Source organism: Chryseobacterium sp. GW823-FHT05E08 (genome assembly GCF_058795655.1).
In genome coordinates this window covers 1,231,289-1,246,995 of record NZ_JBXAHY010000001.1, presented here as the reverse complement: position 1 = coordinate 1,246,995, position 15,707 = coordinate 1,231,289, and the positions used below count along the sequence as shown (strand labels likewise).

Annotated in this window: 17 protein-coding genes; 7 read left to right on the top strand and 10 right to left on the bottom strand. The window is 34.1% G+C overall.

Features of this window, described 5'->3' with window-relative positions:
- Window positions 1–73: 73 nt before the first annotated feature.
- From AC1Q7L_RS05725 to AC1Q7L_RS05690, 8 genes are all read right to left on the bottom strand, one after another.
- Window positions 74–280, bottom strand: a complete 207-nt coding sequence (locus AC1Q7L_RS05725; RefSeq protein ID WP_492306777.1) for a hypothetical protein — start codon at window positions 278–280, stop codon at window positions 74–76.
- Window positions 281–1,081: a bestrophin family protein gene (locus AC1Q7L_RS05720; RefSeq protein WP_492306776.1), complete on the bottom strand. Its 801-nt coding sequence runs from the start codon at window positions 1,079–1,081 to the stop codon at window positions 281–283.
- Between the two features lie 14 nt (window positions 1,082–1,095).
- A complete protein-coding gene (locus AC1Q7L_RS05715; protein ID WP_492306775.1) occupies window positions 1,096–1,542 on the bottom strand; it encodes a carboxymuconolactone decarboxylase family protein in 447 nt (148 codons plus the stop codon).
- Window positions 1,543–1,596: 54 nt separating this feature from the next.
- Complete coding sequence (locus tag AC1Q7L_RS05710) at window positions 1,597–2,268, bottom strand: succinate dehydrogenase cytochrome b subunit (RefSeq protein WP_492306774.1); 672 nt, start codon at window positions 2,266–2,268, stop codon at window positions 1,597–1,599.
- Between the two features lie 90 nt (window positions 2,269–2,358).
- Window positions 2,359–2,703, bottom strand: a complete 345-nt coding sequence (locus AC1Q7L_RS05705; RefSeq protein ID WP_492306773.1) for a YciI family protein — start codon at window positions 2,701–2,703, stop codon at window positions 2,359–2,361.
- Between the two features lie 63 nt (window positions 2,704–2,766).
- Window positions 2,767–3,645 (bottom strand): pirin family protein, encoded by an 879-nt coding sequence (locus AC1Q7L_RS05700; RefSeq protein WP_492306772.1) that lies wholly within the window; start codon window positions 3,643–3,645, stop codon window positions 2,767–2,769.
- A 33-nt stretch (window positions 3,646–3,678) separates the two neighbouring features.
- Window positions 3,679–4,437 carry an SDR family oxidoreductase gene (locus AC1Q7L_RS05695; protein ID WP_492306771.1) on the bottom strand — a complete coding sequence of 253 codons (759 nt, stop codon included), beginning with the start codon at window positions 4,435–4,437 and terminating at the stop codon, window positions 3,679–3,681.
- A gap of 509 nt (window positions 4,438–4,946) precedes the next feature.
- Entirely contained in the window at window positions 4,947–7,601 is a 2,655-nt protein-coding gene (locus AC1Q7L_RS05690; protein ID WP_492306770.1) for a sigma 54-interacting transcriptional regulator, read from the bottom strand.
- 1,554 nt (window positions 7,602–9,155) lie between these two features.
- On the opposite strand from AC1Q7L_RS05690, the gene AC1Q7L_RS05685 reads away from it, so the two are divergent.
- The 7 genes from AC1Q7L_RS05685 to AC1Q7L_RS05655 all read left to right on the top strand — a co-directional run bounded on the left by AC1Q7L_RS05685 (window position 9,156) and on the right by AC1Q7L_RS05655 (window position 14,480).
- Window positions 9,156–10,529 (top strand): aldehyde dehydrogenase family protein, encoded by a 1,374-nt coding sequence (locus AC1Q7L_RS05685; RefSeq protein ID WP_492306769.1) that lies wholly within the window; start codon window positions 9,156–9,158, stop codon window positions 10,527–10,529.
- A 102-nt stretch (window positions 10,530–10,631) separates the two neighbouring features.
- Complete coding sequence (locus AC1Q7L_RS05680) at window positions 10,632–10,988, top strand: DoxX family protein (RefSeq protein ID WP_492306768.1); 357 nt, start codon at window positions 10,632–10,634, stop codon at window positions 10,986–10,988.
- Window positions 10,989–11,113: 125 nt separating this feature from the next.
- Complete coding sequence (locus AC1Q7L_RS05675; RefSeq protein ID WP_492306767.1) at window positions 11,114–11,434, top strand: hypothetical protein; 321 nt, start codon at window positions 11,114–11,116, stop codon at window positions 11,432–11,434.
- Between the two features lie 2 nt (window positions 11,435–11,436).
- Complete coding sequence (locus tag AC1Q7L_RS05670) at window positions 11,437–12,102, top strand: ion channel (RefSeq protein WP_492306766.1); 666 nt, start codon at window positions 11,437–11,439, stop codon at window positions 12,100–12,102.
- 6 nt (window positions 12,103–12,108) lie between these two features.
- On the top strand, window positions 12,109–13,125 hold the full coding sequence (locus AC1Q7L_RS05665; RefSeq protein ID WP_492306765.1) for a bestrophin family protein: 1,017 nt from the start codon (window positions 12,109–12,111) through the stop codon (window positions 13,123–13,125).
- 22 nt (window positions 13,126–13,147) lie between these two features.
- Window positions 13,148–13,885 (top strand): hypothetical protein, encoded by a 738-nt coding sequence (locus tag AC1Q7L_RS05660; RefSeq protein ID WP_492306764.1) that lies wholly within the window; start codon window positions 13,148–13,150, stop codon window positions 13,883–13,885.
- A 136-nt stretch (window positions 13,886–14,021) separates the two neighbouring features.
- On the top strand, window positions 14,022–14,480 hold the full coding sequence (locus tag AC1Q7L_RS05655; protein WP_492306763.1) for a hypothetical protein: 459 nt from the start codon (window positions 14,022–14,024) through the stop codon (window positions 14,478–14,480).
- Between the two features lie 219 nt (window positions 14,481–14,699).
- On the opposite strand, the gene AC1Q7L_RS05650 is transcribed toward AC1Q7L_RS05655, so the two are convergent.
- Window positions 14,700–14,861 carry an SDR family NAD(P)-dependent oxidoreductase gene (locus AC1Q7L_RS05650; protein WP_492306762.1) on the bottom strand — a complete coding sequence of 54 codons (162 nt, stop codon included), beginning with the start codon at window positions 14,859–14,861 and terminating at the stop codon, window positions 14,700–14,702.
- A gap of 25 nt (window positions 14,862–14,886) precedes the next feature.
- A complete protein-coding gene (locus AC1Q7L_RS05645) occupies window positions 14,887–15,675 on the bottom strand; it encodes an alpha/beta hydrolase (RefSeq protein WP_492306761.1) in 789 nt (262 codons plus the stop codon).
- Window positions 15,676–15,707: the final 32 nt, after the last annotated feature.

Below are 15,707 nucleotides of genomic sequence, written 5' to 3'. Positions count from 1 at the left end.
CTGATTGTATAAAGAATCTGAGAAATTTCTTTAAAAGCTCATTATTTTAGGCTATAATAATTTAGAAATGAGTCTATGAAATGATATCATGTTGAGGTTTCAGCATTGGCGGAAGATTTTTTTCGCCTATCATTTCACGCAAATCAATCTCTATAATACGCGAAATGTGAGAAATGGGAACATCATTAGCATTGCCTTCAAAAGGATTTTCGGTACTTTCGCCAACTTGCCCTAAAGCTTTATAAATCCATGCAATCAGGATGCTGAAGGGAATGAGCAATCATACCATATTGCCTTTCATTATTCCGTCAATATTTTCGTTTAGTTTGTCGAATTCTTTAAGCATTCCAAAAGGAAGTAAGATGCAGAAAAAGTTAACGAGTAACGAGTTGATGATCGCATATTGTCTTGGATAAGGAAAATTTTTAATCTGTTCACTTTTCCCCTGAAGTACAAAGAATTCTTTCATACTGCGTTCCATATCAACGAACTGTAAAATGGCGATTTGCTGAGTTTTATACAATTTTGAAATCGTATCTCCTTGCAAAGAAATAATCTGTGTAGGCTTACTTTGAACGGACATGATGTATTGAAGTTCTTCATTATTCAGATATTTTGATAATTCTTTTTCTAGCGGTATTTCTCGTTCCGGAATGGTATAAAATCTCTGATATTCTTTGTTATGAAGCTTATTAGATGACTCCCAAATCTGGAATTCTCTCATTTCGTAACGTAAAGCCGTCAGCCAAGCCAAATGTCTGTATATTAAAATATTGAGTATTTCTCTATCTTCAATAAAATCTTTACAAGTTCCGCCCCAAGATCTGCTGGCATTCAAAATCGAGATCCAAATTTGTTGCGCTTCCAGCGTACGGTTATATGTTTGCGTATTTTTGAAACCGACAATAAATGCAGCGGCTGTTCCTAGGAGACTAACGATCGTCCATGAAATTGCAATCCATTTAAGCCCGACTATTTCGTAAAGAACTACCGGAATAATATTAATAATCAGTAGTAAATAGATACTTTTTCTAGTCCAGACTACGAATTCTAAGAGTTTATATGATTTTCCGATGTACATAATTATTTTCTAAACTATTCAAATTCAGGCTCCATTTTTAGACCGACACCAATGCGGTTCCATGCGTTAATTACCGTTGCAGCCATGATAATTTGAGCCGTAAGCGATTCCCCGAACGTTGTAATGCTTTTTTCAAATAACTTATTTGAAAGTCCGGATTTACCGATATTCGTAATCTGTTCAGTGATTTCTAAAATTAATTGTTCCTCTTTTGTAAAATGGCTTAAAGCTTCTTTCCATACGTTCACCAAGGCAATTGTTCTTGGTTCAATACCCAGTTTCAATGCATCTTGTGTATGTTTATCTAAGCAAAATGCACAGCCATTTAAATGAGAAGCCCGTATTTTGATTAATTCTTGATGCCATTTATCTATATCCGAATCTTTGATGGTTTGATCAAGCGCATTGAGAGCCTGAAAACCTTTTGGATATACTTTTCCGATTAAAAGTCTTGTTTTCATAATTTGAATATTTATAGTTTTTTGTTTTTAAAATTTAAATAAAATAATAGCGTCTTATTTAAGCCATCCTACATAAATTGAGATTGGCATCATTACCAAAACCAAAGGAACGGTAACAGAAAAAATATTACATAAAAGTGATAGGAGAGGGTTCCATCCTGAATGATAGATGCCTAGTGATACAAGAGCACTTTTAAATCCATGATACAAGTGCCAGAATAAGGTAAAGCATCCAAAAGTATAAATGATCACTTCCAAAGGATTTTGAAACTTTTCGATCATCATTTTGTATAATGGCAATTCTTCTCCTGTCTGGAACTGATTGATTCTGTTGGGTATCCAAAAATTTGAAGTATGTATCACTAAAAATAATAAAAGTAGAGTGCCCAAAAGTGCCATACTTCGGCTGTACCAGGTCACATTTGGGGTTTCGGTTTTATATGCATACTTTATTGGTCTTGCATTCCGGTTCTTTTTCCATATTAATAAACCTTGAATAATATGAAGTAGAAAACCCACTATCAGTAAAATTTCTATTGTTCTAATGACTGGATTTGTGGCCATAAAGTGAGCCCCAATTGTAAATGTCTTACCACCGTCGTTAACGAAAATTAGAGCATTTATTGTCATATGAACCAACAGAAAACTGATAAGGAATAGCCCAGTAAGCGACATTGTTACTTTTCTGCCTATTGAACTTGTGAAAAAACCGAGCGACCATTTCATGATATTATAGTTTTAAGTTTAAAAAAAATGTATTCGTGGAAGAAAAAGCATGCTTTCTTTTTATAGAATCGGAAAGCATGCTTATTAAATTTAAGCTACCGGTATTGCCATACGAACCTCCACTGTAGCTCCGTATTTAATGATCGGGCAACCTTGTGCCAAAGCAACGGCTTCCTCATAATTTTCAGATTTGATAAGGAATAATCCTCCAATAGAATCTGTACCTGTTCCAAAAGGTCCATTTGTAACCTCTGTACTTGTAATCACCCTTCCATCAGCATCCCAACGTTTTGGGGTACCAACCAATTTGTCCTGACCAGCGATTCCTGCTACCCATTCCTGGTAAGGTTTCATTGCTTCTTTCATTTGATCAGCTGTTGGAGTTGGGTTTGCGCTTGTAATATCCCTACGGATTACTAATAAAAAATCTTGCATAATAATTGTTTTTAATTGTTTATAAAAAATTGAAATTGTTTTCGAAAAATTGTTTGATTGCCTTTAAATAGGAGCTACTACGATACGATTGTCACCTTCCATCTTAATAAAGCCCATTTTACCTGAATTATAATCTTCTAGTGCAGCATTTAAGGATTCATTACTTTCCATAGCCATCGCACCTTTTGTGAAAACTTCCTCATAAAGCGGTTTTCCGGAAATAAATAGTAGTTGACTGTTAGCTATTCCTTTAAGAGTAATGGTCTCATCATGGTCTGACTGTCCCATAGCAAGGGCACTGCCTTCTTCCAGTTCTGTGGTTTGCTCATTAGTGATCAGGTCAAAATGTCCTTCAATGGCGAAGACTGTACCTGACCATCCAACCGGAATTGTGTGGGAAAATTCTGTCTCAGCTTCAATAAAAATGTGAAGTAAAGTAAGTGGTTCTGGTGTTGTTATCGGATTTACAATATTCTCTGTTTCTCCGCAAACAACTCTTACTAATACACCGTCTTTTTTAATTTCAGGCATTTGAGATTGATCTATGAATACGCTTTGTGGTTTAAGATGTTTTTTGCTTCCGGGAATATTTACAAATAATTGCAATCCTTCTACAGAAGCGCCATCCGGTACAGGATATTCTGAATGAACAACACCGCTTCCTGCCCAAGTCCAGAGAAGACTTCCGGGGGTTACCGTAATATTGTTACCAAGAGAATCTATACTTTGGTAGGGTGCAGAATCTTCAAACACATAGCTTAAAGCTGCCATTCCTGCGTGTGGATGAGGTCCAAATATATCTTTAGTCAGCTCAAAATGGTCAAAACCAATGATAGGATCCATTAAGCCATTAAAATCTTTTGCTCTAACTTTTCTTGCAAAAAATTCATCATTGCCCTGAACAGGAGGCGTAATGACCTCTGATAATTGTAATTTTTTCATGATGATTAATTTTAAATATTGTTTAGATGACAGTTATGCTTTCGGCTGAGGACGGTTAGGAAACCATTCTTCAAAAGTTAATGTTCCCAGTCTTGCATCATCTTTAGGGACAAGAGTAAGATCATCGAGTGGAGAACCGAAATACAACGCCTCATTATCTTCTATTACTTCAAGTGAATCTTTGGTTTTAGAAAGGTAGTTTTGTACAAGACCAGATAAGCTGAATCTTTCCGGACCACCAATTTCTACAATAGTGTTGATTGGTTCAGTAAGAGCAATTTCTGCAACGATAGCAGCAACGTCTTCGGCTGCAATGGGCTGAATTTTTGCGGTAGATAATTTTACGCTTCCTTCTGCACGAGCTGAGGCAACGATGCTACCAAGAAATTCCATAAACTGAGTAGAGTGAATGATAGTATAAGGAACTCCTGATTTTTTTATCAAATCTTCCTGAGCTTGTTTAGCTCTGAAATACCCACTTTTTTGTAAACGATCTGTACCAACTACAGATAAAGCGATATGATGCTTAACACTTGCATTGATTTCGGCAGCTAATAAGTTACGGCCTGAAGTTTCGAAAAATTCCATCACGTCATTATCTGCGAATGATGGGGAGTTTGCTAAATCTATAACCACGTCGCATCCCGATACTGCTTCGGCAAGTCCTTCGCCGGTAATTGTGTTAATACCTGTTGAAGGTGACGCTGAAATGACATTGTGTCCAAGTTGACGAAGATTATTTACTGTTTTTGTACCAATTAATCCTGATCCTCCAATTACTAAAATTTTCATATTGTAAAGTTTTAATGTTATAATGAAACGATAGTGTTTCTTACTATCTATAAGTCAATTGGCTTGCCATTGATTTAATTATTTGGTTATCAAAATATTATATTGTTTTATGAAAATTAAATTTCACTGTATTTAGTGAATTCATTTTAGTATTCATTTTATTTAGTGAAACATCATTGAATTTTAAGTATTGATTGCTATTGCATAATTCCTTTTTAAACAAATAAAAATCCCACTGCTTTTTTAGAACAATGGGATTATATATTAAGTCTGTTTGAATTTTTATTTTAACCACAAAAGAGACAAAAGTAATGATTGAGCCATTTTGAAAGCAAAAGCCCTCAAAAGAATAATATTTCGACTCCGCTCAATACAAGAAGATTTTTAAAAACTTATGTGTTCTTATTTACTGTTAATTATGAACTTTAATAAAATAATATGTTTAATCTTTTGCTTCTTTTGTGGTTAAAATAAAAAGTTTAGACAAGTTTATTTTTAAAATTTAATTATCAATTAAAATAATCAGCTTTACCAATATTAAGTTTTTTCATTTTAGAATGTAATGTGTTGCCAGGAATTTCTAATACTTCGGCAGCACCGCCAGCACCGGATATTTTTCCTTTGCATCGCTTGAGAGCGTTGATAATAAAAGTACGTTCCATTTCTTCAAGAGATTGACCGGATATATTCTCGTTGGCAGCTGAAGCTGTTTCTGATTTTTTAGGAAGATAAACTTCGCGTAAGAGATTTCCTGTAGTCATCAATACACTTCGTTCAATCAGATGTTCCAGCTCACGTATATTTCCGGGCCATAAATAACTTTGCAGCTGCTGCATTGCTTTAGGGGAGATCCGTGTAATATTTTTCCCTGTATTTTTGTTGTATTTGGCTACGAAAAAGTTGGCGAGAGCTTCCAGATCTTCCATTCTTTCTCTAAGTGAGGGCAGAACAATCGGGAAAACATTCAATCTATAAAAAAGATCTGAGCGAAAACGTCCCGCATTTACTTCTTCTTCCAGATCTCTGTTTGTAGCAGTGATAATGCGAACATTTACTTTTATAGTTTCTTTGCCGCCAATACGTTCTAACTCTCTTTCCTGCAAGACACGCAATAACTTGACCTGTGCTTCAAGTGGCATTTCACCAATTTCATCTAAAAATAAGGTACTGTTATTGGCCAGTTCAAATTTCCCGATGCGCCTTTCTGTAGCTCCGGTAAAAGCTCCTTTTTCATGCCCGAAGAGTTCACTCTCTATAAGGTTTGCAGGCATTGCAGCACAGTTTACCTTTATCATGAGTTTTTCTTTTCTGGATGAAGCATTATGTAAAGCACGTGCGATAAGTTCTTTACCCGTTCCTGTCTCACCTAATATCAAAACGGTAGAATTTGAATCGGCAACCAGTGACATTAACTGATACACTTTCTGCATTTTAGGACCATTACCTATGATTTCAGAGAAATTGTAAATATTGGTGATCTGTTCTTTCAGATAGGTGTTTTCCTGCTCAAGCTGCTGTTTGTATTGAAATAATTTTTCATTAGCCTGAATATTTGCGATTGCAACAGAAACTTGTGAACAGATACCTTTTACGATAGCAAGATTTAAGGAGTCTGCCAATAACCATAGGGTACCTATTTTAATATTTCCAACTTTCAGTAAAGCTGCATAAGTATTCTTGAAACCTACTTTCTTCCATAATTGTGCAAATAAAGAATTGGTGGTTCGTAATTCTTCTTCCACATTAAAAACCACAGGTTCAGTGCTGTTGACTACTTTAGCTGTGTAAGGTTCTTCTACAGTCAGTTTTATAGAAATACGTTCGTCATGACTTGGCATTGCATCTTTAAAAAGGCTGGTGTCTGACATGTAAGGAGTCAAGCCAATTCCGTCATCATCAAAAGTATGTATCATTGCCAGTTTGGTGTCTAAAGCATCTCGTAAAACATTAATGATAGCATCCTGTAAATCAGTTTTAGTTCTGGCACCTGCGATTTCATTACTAAATTGAAGGAGTACCGATTGTTCATGATTTCTTTTTTCCAATGCCTCATTTGCCATGATATTTGCCATAGCAGTGGAGATTTGGGCACATATACCCTGTAGCAGAGAAATATTAATTTCATCAATACCCAGCCACAAAATACCCAGGTTTGTCTCGCCGTTTCGTAATGCTATACCGGCCATCATTTTATAACCAATGCGTTTCCAAAAATGCAAATAAGCTGATGTGACACCTCTTTCTATTTCAATGTCTACGCTAAATAGCAAAGGAATATAGCTGTCGAGTACGCGACTTTGCAGACCGTCATTGATAGGGAAGGTTTCACTGCCGACACCAATCAATATAGGATCATCGGGTGGAATGATACTATCATCATGGATGTAAGTGCTCATTGTTGTACCATCATCATTTATTTTCCGTACTACAAAACCATTAATGTTGTTTATTTTTTTTAGAGCTGCCTTAACGGTCTGTTCAAGCTCATTTTTACTTCTTACAGTTGCTATTTCATAACCAAAGTCTAACAGGAATGATTTTTCAATTTCCTTTTTTTCAAGCTCTTCATTTTTTATAATATTAGAAACTGCTACAGATAGTTGTGGTGTTATTCCCTTTATAATTTCCCTAAATTGTTGCGTAAAACTTTCAGATTTATCAGAATAAATATGTAGAAAACCTATAGGCTTATCCGCATTCCATAATGTAGTCATAAGAACTTCCTTTATACCGCCTTCATAATTTATTCGTAAAAAAACCGGACTTTCAGGCAAATCCATCACATCCTTCAGAATAAAAGATTTTGGACCGTCATTAGCAATAATACTATCAATAAAAGGTTCGTGTAATTTAAAACGGGATGCTACTAAATTATCATAAAAAGAATGCTCTCTAATCGGAGAAGCATCCGTGTTCAAAAGAAATGGCCAGTAAGTATCATCTTTTTCGTCAATAAGAGTTACAATAGTATGAGTGAAATAAAACAAACTTTTTACCCGTTTAGAAAAAAGCATGATGAGGTCATTTTTTTCTCTTACTTTGGTAAGGTCTTTACCTAATTCTAGGAGGATCTGTCTTTCATTTTTAAAAAAATCATTGTTGATTTCTTCAGCAATAAGATCAAATTGTTCAATATTCGAATCTAGATTCTTTACTTTTTTCATTTATATAAATTGAAATCAAGCTATTTATATTCTTAGTGAATTACTCCAATAATGTAAATTTAATTAATTTACTCATTATTCTATTATTAATAAAAACAAAAGATTGTTGACTGAGTTAAATATTCTGAATTGTTTTTTTACACAAAAAATTATAATCAACAACTCAATCCTTAAATTGAGAAAAAAAGTGTTCAATTTTGATGAAAATATCAATCGAGATACTTTATTTACAATAGAATTATTCTTAGTATGAGGGAGTTGTGGACTTCTATTAATCGCTAGTAAAATTTAAGTTATCATCAATGGTATAATATCTACAGAATTTTTCGAGTGGGTGACGAATTCATTTGAAAGAAAAGACGGAATAAAAGGATTGTATACATTAGCTACAAAAGAGGTTTTCCAAAATCGCTGAAAATTGAATCTTCTGCTGCACCGCCTTCCTCTGGAATGATAACATGTTCGCTTTCATTTTCTGATGAAATATTTTCATGATTTCCAATAATAATTAATGATTTTCTATGCTTTTTAGATTAGATAAATGAAAAACAGATAAGCATACAAGGGTGAAAAATAAGAATAATTTTAAAAATTTTCACTTCGATATAAATAAATCATCTCTTGTTATTCACGATATTTTTCATGTAGTTTACTACATTTTTTTGCTAAAGCGTTGATTTATAGTAAAATTTGTATTAGAATTTTAAATCGTTAAAAAACGAAAATAACACTTTGCATTTTGTATACCCCAAGCATTAAGCTTCTAATTATTATTTTTATTTCATTTTCCCAAAAGACGTCATTAGAAGTCGATAGCTTAATTAAAAAAGAAATGTTCAATAATTATTTTTGAATTACAGAGATAAGTATTGGTAAGAATTTCATCAATCTACATCTCTATCTAACGTTTTTAATTAAAAAATTACATCAAAAAGAGTTAAAAATCAATCAAAATACCCGATATAAATCAACAAGCTTCTATTAAATTGCTGACTTTGTACTTTCTATACTGAAAATCTTTATAAATGAATATTATTATATTTATGATAGTATTGAAACGCTTATTGATCTCTAATTGATGAGAAATATTTTGGAGTGTTAATAAGAGAGAGCCGAATAAAAACGACTACATCTTCATTCTCACTCTTCTTCAAATTTAGATAATTTTTCCAATAGAATAACAGTTATTTAAGGAGTAATATGAATACTTTTTTGTGAATGATTTTGGGCGATGATATATTTAATCTACGAATCATAATGTTGACCCAGACTATATAATTCACAATCTTTACTCTTTTTAGGTTAAGGAAAAACAACAAAAGAAATTCCGAAATCCTTACAACATCTGAAAAGTTCACCACACAAATATGGTTTCCATTGTTGATTTTTGTAAGTATTTAAAATGTGAAATAATTTATAGAATGCCGACACAAGACGCAATGAAGAAAAGTAATTTATTTTATCCAAAGAAAATGAAAAGTAGAATATTATCTGTTTAAATAAATATCATTAAAAAATTGCCATTCAGAAATTTATACTATTAAATAAAAAGACATGAATAAATACCAATCACTTTTCGACACACAAAAAGAGTTTTTCTATACCGATGTTTCCAAAACTTATGAGTGGCGGATGGATCAGCTCAACAGGTTAGAGAAAATGCTTACTGAAAATCAGGAAACATTTTGTCAGGCTCTGAAAACCGATTTTAATAAACCTCCTTTTGAGCAATTATTCGAAATTACAGTTCCATTAGGAAATATAAAATATTATAAAGAAAATCTTAAACAATTAATGACTCCCGAGTCGGTTGCCATACCAAAAGGATTGGAAGAAACGGGGAACAGAGGTATTATTTACAAAGAACCTTTTGGGGTAACTTTAGTCATTGGTCCCTTCAATGCGCCAATTTTATTATTGCTCGACCCTGCCATAGCAGCTTTGGCAGCAGGAAATCCCGTTATTCTTAAACCGGCAAATACAACACCTACAGTTGCGGCTCTTTTTCAGGATCTTATTCCAAAATATTTTGAACCTGAAGCTGTAAATATTGTTACCGGAGGAAGAGAGGAAATCACAGCATTATTAGAGTTGCCTTTCGATTTTATCTTCTTTACGGGAAGTTCTGCTGTTGGCAAAGTCGTAATGCGTGCTGCTGCTGAAAATCTTACACCAATAGTTTTGGAATTGGGCGGTCAAAACCCGACAGTCGTTGATGAAACTGCAAATCTAGACATTGCTGCAGACCGTATTGCTTGGGGACATATGGCGATCTCCGGTCAATGGTGCATTGCTCCGGGTTACGTATATGTACACAAAAGTATTGCTGATGAATTTCTGAATAAACTGAAAGCTTCTGTTGTAAAAATGTATGGTGAAGACCCAAGTCAAAGTCCTGATTTTGCAAGAATGATAAGTGAACACGATACCGAAAGAGTCGCTTCTTATATTATCCCCGAAAAAGTAGTTTTAGGAGGAAGATATGACATAAAAGCCAGATATGTGGAACCAACCATTTTATATCCGAGCACTTGGGAAGATCCGGCGATGCAACAGGAAATTTTCGGACCTGTATTTCCGATTTTGGTTTACAATGATTTAAAAGAAATTGTAGAAATTATTAAGCGTAAACCGAAGTCTCTGGCTGCTTATTTCTTTAGTAAAAATCAACAGAATATAGATTATTTCTTAAATTCTGTATCTTTTGGTGGTGGTTGTATCAACCAGACCAATCTGCACTGCTGGATAGACAGTTTACCTTTTGGAGGTGTTGGTTATGCCGGAATGGGTAAATATTATGGCAAGGCTGGTTTTGATGTTTTAAGTAATACAAAAGCGATGCTGATAGGAAATCCCGATTTGGAATTGGATGTTTTCCCACCGTATGAAGGCAAGGATATTGCGAAAAATTTAAGTGTTTTTGGATAAATATGAAATGAGAAGAAGCGATTGATAAACGATAATCGCGACATTTAGACAAGGCAACTTATATACTGCAACTATTGGCGTGAACTATTAAAAAAATACAATATGATACTAAAAATTATTAATTCTGCATTAATGCTTGTCGCCATATTTATGGGCTTAAAACAAGGATGGGCGATGTTCTCAGGAAAACCCGAGATGATAGAAATGTTCGGGAAATGGAATATCAATAAAACAGGTTTGATGATCATTGGAGCAGTAACAATGCTGAGCAGTCTGCTGATTATTTTCCCAAAAACCTTTGTTTGGGGCAATTTTTTAATGGCAGCAGGAATTTTATTGATTATCTGTTTTCATTTGGTTGACAGAGATTTGAAAGGCGTGGCAATAGAATTACCATTTCTTTTATTGAATCTGATCATCATTTACCTACAGCATCCACTTAAAAATGGCCCATTATAAACAGTAAATTTTCAATGATTAAAATAACGCTTCCAATCATGACGTTTCTTGCTGTTAGTCTCTCACTTACAGCCTGTGGACAATCAAAAACTCAAAAAGCAGAAACAATTAAAAAAACACAAAATATGGACACAAACAAACTTACAAACAAAACCGTAAAAGCCGCTTTCGATGCTTGGCAAAATGGTGACAGCAAAACTTTTCTATCTTACTTTACTGCAGATGCAACGATGACTGATGATGGAAGTTCTCGTAACTTTCAAAGCTTTGTAAAGGAAGCCTGCGGAGTAGAGATTTTTCTAACAATTGATATCGTAGGAAATGATGGAAAAGATATCAAAGGAAACTTCAAAGCAGGACATTGGGGTACTTTTCCTGTATTTTTCAAATTTCATCAGAATGCTGATGGAAAGTTTGACAGATTAGATATTGGACAGGCAAATTAGAAGTGGAGACAGCAAAAATATTTTTACAAAGTAAAAAATACGAATTATTACTTTTTGCACTGATTCAGCACCTGTTCGTAGGTATTTTCATCACTGATCTCGATTTCTATACCCGAATTGTCTGGCCAATCAACATGCTAATGTTGGGATTGGGAAGTATTTTTATGTTTACAGGAAAACACAGCTGGAGACATTGGTTCAGAAATCTTCATTTCATTGTCGTACTGCTTTTGCCTATAGGAATTCCTTTTTTCAAGGATGTACATTGGTATTTTACCTTTCTCAATATCAATTATGTAGTCTTTTTTGCATTCCTGTTTTTAGAACTGCTTCGGTTTTTATTGAAGCCGGGATATATTAATAGTGATATTATTTCAGCATCTGCGTGTGGTTATTTTTTATTGATAGAGATTTCAGTTTTCTTATTACAAACATTTGAATATTATAATCCGCTGTCTTTTAAAGAAATAGATACTTTGTCACCAGCAAGTATATTTACAGACCTGGTCTATTTTTGCTCTATAACCTTTACCAGTATTGGTTTTGGAGACATCACGCCCAATCATCACATTACCAAACTTGTTACAGCTTTTATTGGTGTTGCAGGGCAGTTTTACACAGTTGTTTTAGTGGGAATTTTAATTAGTAAATTCTCTTCAAAAAATTAAATTAATATGAATATAAGTTCTCATTACAAACTCAGACATTTTATTCCCTGGACAAGGGTTAAGATTTATAAAATGTTGATATTAAGTATAATTCCGACGCTTCTATTTTATTTTCTTGATTGGAAATGGCTGGCGATTCCCTGGGTTCCGGTGGCTTTGTTGGGAACTGCGACTGCATTTATTTCCGGTTTCAAAAATACTCAGACTTACAACCGTACGTGGGAAGCGCGAAAGGTTTATGGTGCTATTATCAATAACAGTAGGGCTTTTGGAATTATGACAAAAGATTTTATCCGTTCAGAAGATAAAGTTCATGAAAAACAATTACATCAACAGATTATTTACCGTCATTTTGCGTGGCTTACTGCATTGCGTTTTCAGCTTCGAGAAATTAAAAGCTGGGAAAATATAAAAACAAAAAGTTACAACCGTGAATATCTCAAATATTACAAAGTACCTGAATGGGAAAGTAATTTAGATGAAGAGCTAAAGAGTTTTCTCAGTAAGGAAGAGCTTCAATATATTCTATCAACAAAAAACCGTGCAACGCAAATCATTGCTTTACAATCTTCTGAGCTAAAAAAGCTTAACGAAGAAGGCAATATATCCGATTACAATTATGTTGCTCTGGAAAATCAGCTAAAAGAATTATATGACCAGCAGGGAAAATGCGAACGTATTAAAAATTTTCCCTATCCGAGGCAGTTTTCGAGCATCAATTTATATTTTACTAACCTGTTTTGTATCCTGTTACCATTTGGTTTCCTTAGTGAATTTTCAAAGCTTATCGAAAAATTTGGTGAAAATATTATCTGGCTTACTATTCCTTTCAGTATGATTTTAGGTTGGGTTTTCTTGGTTTTAGAACAAATAGGCGAAAGTACCGAAAACCCGTTTGAAGGAAACGCCAACGATGTTCCTATTACACAGATAAGCAGAAATATAGAAATTGATTTAAGAGAAATGCTGGGCGAAAAAGATTTGCCACCGGCGATTGCTGCACAGAATAATATTTTAATGTAAATAAATAAACACAAACAAAATTATGGAACACTTAGAATCCGTTAGAAAATGGTATCCGAAAGCATTAACATCCATCGATACGGTTAATCGCCTGTTAGACACGATTGAAAAACATATCGGCTTAAAACCGAACCAATTAATGCATGCCGACAGTATGTGTTGTGATGATGTGAATGCCATCCAATATCCGCCAAGAGCTTACGAGATGTTGGGGCCTTTTCATTTGGGAGGTCTTGATGGTTTTCCATTTGCCGGAATCACGGGAATGAATGCATTTGCACATCACGTTCCGGAAGATGGGGCAGTGATCGTATTTTATGCGCCACATATCGGGGTTACCAAAGATGGAACTATTGGCGAAATAAGCAGAATAGGGCAGAATGGTAATTCGGCGTGTTGTGGTGCTGCTAAAGGAGCATTGGGAAAACTTTTGGCAGGAGAAATTATTGAAGGAAATATCACTTCACTGGACTTTCAGATGAATACCATTGAGCAGATCTTCCTTCATCAGAAAAATCGAATCTTAAATGCAGAAAATCAAATATTTGAAGCTACGGAAGTGATGTATGAAGCCATTGATGAAAGGATAGAAGTGTTGGTAAAAGAAACTAACTATCCTTGTAAATATGTAATCTTAGTAGGAGCCGTTTTTATCAATGGCGATAGAGATATGGGATCTTTTTGTGAGTATAAAAAATTAGAATACATTAATCTCGAAACAAAGCAACGGAAGAGTTTAATGGAAGAATATTATCAGTAAGTAAAACAAGGGTCAAAAATGTATGTTGATCCTATTTTTATAATCAATTAAGCCTTAAACCCCTTATTATTTTTAGGATTAAATATAAGTATAATGGTAGAAATTTTTCTAAAAGGGGTTCTTTTTAACTCAGATGATGAAAAAAATAAACAACAAAAAAAACATCGTTTTTTACACCAGAATATTGATAATTCTTTTAATGTTATTGTTTTTTGGAGGATTTATACTATTATTTTTAAAACCTTTATCATTACACCTGCAATTTTCTTTGATCTGTGCAGTGGCTTTTATTATCGTTTTTTATATATTTTTAAAACTAAAACTTTTTGAATATGAAAACTCTTTGCAGTTCATTTCTATAAAGCAGCCTTATTTCTGGAAAATAAACCCATCAGTAAAACCTATAGAATTTCCTATTGATATGTTGGTCGGATTTAGCATCCGCAAAGGATTATTCACCACATCTCTGAAACTTATTATAAGGCCTCAAGAGCAGAAAACAAAAATACTCTACTGCAAGATAGCAGGACTTAGCAAAGGACAGGTAGCTGAACTGAAGCAATCGCTCCAAAACGCAAAAGAGTATAATATATAAACAAAATAGTATAATATATAAATTAGATGAAAATGACTCGTCTGTTCTTTAAAATAGCCTATTGATTGTTAGAAAAATATTTAATAAATAAAGACACTCCTCTCCAATATAAAACAACGCCAATAGAATTTATTGGCGTTGTTATAAATGGTAAAAGCGTAAATTATTCCTTAAAATCTGTTGAAAAAGTAAGTTCTTTATTGGCTTCGATTTCATTTTTCAGCGAATCAATTTTATAATTAGCAAATCCATATTTAGCGTTTCAATATTTCGGGCTGTTGCAGCAACATTATATTCTTTTTCCAGTAACTGTTTTACTAAAATAAGTCCGATACCTTGAGAAGCTCCCGTGATAAACCATGTTTTTTCTTGATTTTTCATTTGATATTTATGTATAATTAATACCTTATTTTAAAGCTCCATTTGCGGCTTCCTCAATTACAGCTGCTACTGCCGCCGGTTGGGAAATAAATACGACGTGACTTCCTTTAATTTCGGTAACTTTTGCATTGGCGCGTTTAGCCATAAATCTTTGACCGTCTGGTGGAATGGTTTGATCTTGTGAAGCAACAACATACCAGCTTGGTTTTGTTTTCCATGCTGCTTTAGTAATCGTTGCCTGAAAAGCTGAAACAGATACAGGAACTTGCGAGTCAAACATAAAGGCGGCTTTTTCAGCACTAAGATCAGCACAAAAACCTGAATGAAATTTTGCTTTATCATACCATAAAAATCCACTTTGAGGAGGAAGAATACCAGAGTTGGGAGATGGCGGGCCAGATTGTGCAAGCTGCATCAATGATTCTCCTGTATCAGGAACGAAGGCTGCTACAAAAACAAGTCCGGCTACATTTTTTTCTAATCCGGCTTCAGTAATGATAGCTCCGCCATAAGAATGTCCTACCAAAATTGCAGGGCCGTTCTGACGTTCTAAAACTCTTCTGGTTGCTTCAGCATCGTCTGCGAGTCCGGTATTTGGATTTCCGACAACACTTACATTGTATCCGTGTTTGACCAATATTTTATATACACCTTCCCAGCCGGATCCATCTGCAAAAGCACCATGTACCAATACAATATTTTTTACTTTTTGCTGTGCGTTTAATATATTAAATGAAGCAAAAAATACGATCATAATCAACCAAGTGAACCAATGTGAACCTGCTGATTTTCTTATTTTTAAAATATTTTTCATAATAATAGTATTTAAATATTAATTTTTGAGTT

Bases quoted from the DNA above. Each gene is read 5' to 3' on its own strand.
- AC1Q7L_RS05660 (WP_492306764.1), top strand. From the start codon at position 13,148: ATGGAACACTTAGAATCCGTTAGAAAATGGTATCCGAAAGCATTAACA.
- AC1Q7L_RS05650 (WP_492306762.1), bottom strand. From the start codon at position 14,861: ATGAAAAATCAAGAAAAAACATGGTTTATCACGGGAGCTTCTCAAGGT.
- AC1Q7L_RS05675 (WP_492306767.1), top strand. From the start codon at position 11,114: ATGGACACAAACAAACTTACAAACAAAACCGTAAAAGCCGCTTTCGAT.
- AC1Q7L_RS05710 (WP_492306774.1), bottom strand. From the start codon at position 2,268: ATGAAATGGTCGCTCGGTTTTTTCACAAGTTCAATAGGCAGAAAAGTA.
- AC1Q7L_RS05715 (WP_492306775.1), bottom strand. From the start codon at position 1,542: ATGAAAACAAGACTTTTAATCGGAAAAGTATATCCAAAAGGTTTTCAG.
- AC1Q7L_RS05690 (WP_492306770.1), bottom strand. From the start codon at position 7,601: ATGAAAAAAGTAAAGAATCTAGATTCGAATATTGAACAATTTGATCTT.
- AC1Q7L_RS05695 (WP_492306771.1), bottom strand. From the start codon at position 4,437: ATGAAAATTTTAGTAATTGGAGGATCAGGATTAATTGGTACAAAAACA.
- AC1Q7L_RS05655 (WP_492306763.1), top strand. From the start codon at position 14,022: ATGAAAAAAATAAACAACAAAAAAAACATCGTTTTTTACACCAGAATA.
- AC1Q7L_RS05685 (WP_492306769.1), top strand. From the start codon at position 9,156: ATGAATAAATACCAATCACTTTTCGACACACAAAAAGAGTTTTTCTAT.
- AC1Q7L_RS05720 (WP_492306776.1), bottom strand. From the start codon at position 1,081: ATGTACATCGGAAAATCATATAAACTCTTAGAATTCGTAGTCTGGACT.
- AC1Q7L_RS05705 (WP_492306773.1), bottom strand. From the start codon at position 2,703: ATGCAAGATTTTTTATTAGTAATCCGTAGGGATATTACAAGCGCAAAC.
- AC1Q7L_RS05665 (WP_492306765.1), top strand. From the start codon at position 12,109: ATGAATATAAGTTCTCATTACAAACTCAGACATTTTATTCCCTGGACA.
- AC1Q7L_RS05680 (WP_492306768.1), top strand. From the start codon at position 10,632: ATGATACTAAAAATTATTAATTCTGCATTAATGCTTGTCGCCATATTT.
- AC1Q7L_RS05700 (WP_492306772.1), bottom strand. From the start codon at position 3,645: ATGAAAAAATTACAATTATCAGAGGTCATTACGCCTCCTGTTCAGGGC.
- AC1Q7L_RS05645 (WP_492306761.1), bottom strand. From the start codon at position 15,675: ATGAAAAATATTTTAAAAATAAGAAAATCAGCAGGTTCACATTGGTTC.